At 60.9% G+C, this 2,596-nt stretch carries 6 protein-coding genes; 1 reads left to right on the plus strand and 5 read right to left on the minus strand.

The annotated features are described in order from the left end of the window. The first annotated feature begins 74 nt into the window (after window positions 1–74). Window positions 75–359, plus strand: a complete 285-nt coding sequence (locus tag CCR96_RS05700) for an MFS transporter (RefSeq protein WP_201218731.1) — start codon at window positions 75–77, stop codon at window positions 357–359. Between the two features lie 408 nt (window positions 360–767). Here CCR96_RS05700 and CCR96_RS05705 read toward each other — a convergent pair whose 3' ends face one another. The 5 genes from CCR96_RS05705 to CCR96_RS05725 form a co-directional block, all read right to left on the minus strand. Further along, window positions 768–1,136, minus strand: a complete 369-nt coding sequence (locus CCR96_RS05705; protein WP_201218733.1) for an HVO_A0114 family putative DNA-binding protein — start codon at window positions 1,134–1,136, stop codon at window positions 768–770. Then, the gene (locus CCR96_RS05710; protein WP_201218735.1) at window positions 1,118–1,405 is read right to left on the minus strand and encodes a toxin-antitoxin system TumE family protein; all 288 of its coding nucleotides are present in this window, start codon (window positions 1,403–1,405) and stop codon (window positions 1,118–1,120) included. Before CCR96_RS05710 ends, CCR96_RS05705 begins: the two co-directional genes overlap by 19 nt. 187 nt (window positions 1,406–1,592) lie before the next feature. Next, window positions 1,593–2,267, minus strand: coding sequence for an FAD-dependent oxidoreductase (locus CCR96_RS05715; RefSeq protein WP_201218737.1), 675 nt, complete (start codon window positions 2,265–2,267; stop codon window positions 1,593–1,595). Then, window positions 2,264–2,395, minus strand: a complete 132-nt coding sequence (locus tag CCR96_RS25035) for a biotin/lipoyl-containing protein (protein ID WP_338035820.1) — start codon at window positions 2,393–2,395, stop codon at window positions 2,264–2,266. Before CCR96_RS25035 ends, CCR96_RS05715 begins: the two co-directional genes overlap by 4 nt. Window positions 2,396–2,423: 28 nt before the next feature. Next, a partial coding sequence (locus CCR96_RS05725) for an IS1 family transposase (RefSeq protein WP_242518334.1) occupies window positions 2,424–2,596 on the minus strand: 173 nt, incomplete at its 5' end.

The raw sequence follows: 2,596 nt of genomic DNA on the forward strand, positions 1-2,596 counted from the left end.
GATGGCCAGTCCTTGCCGGTTCGGGACTTGCACCCGTCGGGTCACTGTAAGAGGTTTCCGATTGCTCAAATCCTATGGCGTTCTTCCTCCTCTTCCAGGCTTTGCCTGGCGCAACCAAAGTCGAGTATGAAGATACCGAGCGGCCCAACCACTTTATCGAGTTGTTCTACGTTGAGTCGTGGCTGGAGCACCTGCGACAGCACGCACGGGTCACCGATGACGATCGCGCCCTGCAAGATCGCATTCGCGGCCTGCTGGCGGAGGGTAGCACCCCCCGTGTTTCGCATTATGTAGCGCCGATTGGGCGGGCAGCGCTTGACGTCGCGGTCAACCACAATGCCAGTGAGGCGGAACGATGAAAATTCGCGTTAGCCTCTTGGATAACAGTCCTGGTCTGAGCCATCCGCGATAGAGACACCGCCGAGGAATCGCGACACTCTGCCAGTCTTGATGCAACGCGTCGATGGTATTCACACCGATATTTCGCCCCATTTGCAGGCGTGCCTGCTTCCCCCCCGTCCACTCACTACGAACGTGACCTAAGATGAATAATCCGAAACTCGAAGTTCATCACCGGCAGCGAGCTCGTGATCGATGGCGGTTATACCGCGCGCTGAGCACAGGGATCTCTACCCGTGCTGGAACCGGTCGCAAAGGAGGAGTCGTGAGCGATCGAGGCGATGCGATACTTGGTGCGCAAGGTCGGCGGAAGCGATCAGCTGGCGGCGATTCGTTCGGCGACTGGGATGTGAAGGTACGTTTCCGCCTCAGGCCGCCTGGCGCGGCTTTGCGCTCAGGCGCAAATCAACGTGGATATTGGCATAAGGGCAGAGCACACCACCGCGCTCAGTGCGCTCCACCAATCCCAGTTGCGCGAGCGCCGTCACATCCTCATGCACCCGCTTCACGTCACGCCCAAGGCGACGGGCGAGCTCGCGAACGGACAACGCCCCAGTGCCCATCAGCGCCTGCACCAAGGACCAGCGCCGTTCCGTCAAACGGCCAAAGAGTAGGTCGGCAGACTCGAAATTCAGCGTCTCGCCTTGATAGCTCTCGGCCTGCGCGAGGGCGCCTGCCGTACGCAACGCCGCACGCCAATCCGCATTGAGCGTGATTCTTAGTGTTCGCTTCTCCATCGTTCGACCTCTGTCATCAGATCCTCGATCAGCTGATCGACGCCTGTAAATTGGTACGGCTGTTCCTGCCCCTGGCGGTGGCAATGATCGCCCTTGCCGCGCTCGTTATCGAAGCCAATCACCCGTTCGCCGTTGACCACAAACACCGCCCGGTATTTATAGCGGTGTATGCAAGGTGGCACCGCTGCTGGTAGACGCCAGATCACCAGCTCAAGGATTCCGCCCTCTGGCGTGATGTCTTTGAAACTCGTGATGAGCGTGGCCTTCATGTTGGCAACAATGCCAACGCAAGCGGCCGTTGTCAATAACGTCAACGAATTGAAAATCGCGGCATGACGCGGTCGGGGATCGAGCTTCGCGATAGAGCTCTCCCGGCGGGGTGTTGGATTGATGGAGTCAAGCCATCGTCAGGGGAAGCGGCCCGGCTCCCCAGGCGATAAACCCACTGCGCTCCGTTCAGCGATGAGCGCCAGCCAACCCATGGAGACTGTTCCCGGCGAACAGCTCGGCGGCCTCGCCTAGCGTCTCCGAGAGCGTCGGATGGGGATGAATGGCGAGCGTCAGATCCTCAGCGAGCGCGCCCATCTCAATCGCCAGCACCGCCTCGGCGATCAGCCCTTCGGCGCCTCGCCCGACAAGGCCGGCGCCAAGCAAGCGCCCGCTGTCCGGGTCCATGATGAGCTTGGTCAGACCGGCCTCGGCGCCCAGGCTTAGCGCCCGGCCCGAGCCCCGCCAAGGAAAGCGGGTGACGCTGACCTGGCGCCCTTGCTGCTCGGCCTCGGCCTCGCTCAGGCCGCACCAGGCGATCTGCGGATCGGTGTAGATCACCGCCGGGATGGCCCGGGCATCGAAGGCGGCCGGCCGCCCAGCGATCATCTCAGCCGCCACCCTGCCCTCGTGCATAGCCTCATGCGCGAGCTGCTGACCGCCGGCGGCATCGCCAATGGCGAAGATCCCTTGCGTGCTGGTGCCGCGTTCGGCATCGACCTTGATGAAGCCTTGGTCATCGGTCTCGATGCCGGCCTCGTCGAGTCCGAGGTCATCGGTGTTCGGGCGGCGCCCGATCGCCACCAGCACCCGCTCGAATGACTGCTCGCGCGAGCCATCGGCGTCCTCGAGCCGAACGCTCACCTGGTCCTCGTGCTCATACGCTCAACGGTGCCGGTATAGGGTGAGGGGATCTCGGTGGTCGCCTTATCGGTCTCGGCGGCGAGCACCGTCTCACCTTCTTCAATCTGGTCGCCCACGGCGACATTGATCTCGACGGTAGTGCTCTACATGTGTTTCTCACACGGCAAGGCCGAACTCATATCGATTGATAAAAAGCCCAATGACAGTATCGTGCATGACGTCGAGTTTGGAAAAACAGATGGTTTTCCGTGCCAGGCGTTTAATACGTGTTCTGAGCGTAAGATGCTTGCGTTCAATTTTTTGTGTATTGGCCTTACCAGTCACTTGCT

Origin of the sequence: Halochromatium roseum (assembly GCF_016653315.1) — a bacterium.
GTDB classification, from domain to species: domain Bacteria; phylum Pseudomonadota; class Gammaproteobacteria; order Chromatiales; family Chromatiaceae; genus Lamprobacter; species Lamprobacter roseus.

Excerpts from the sequence above, each read along its gene's own strand:
- CCR96_RS05700 (WP_201218731.1), top strand. The coding sequence starts at position 75 with ATGGCGTTCTTCCTCCTCTTCCAGGCTTTGCCTGGCGCAACCAAAGTC.
- CCR96_RS05705 (WP_201218733.1), bottom strand. The coding sequence starts at position 1,136 with ATGGAGAAGCGAACACTAAGAATCACGCTCAATGCGGATTGGCGTGCG.
- CCR96_RS05710 (WP_201218735.1), bottom strand. The coding sequence starts at position 1,405 with ATGAAGGCCACGCTCATCACGAGTTTCAAAGACATCACGCCAGAGGGC.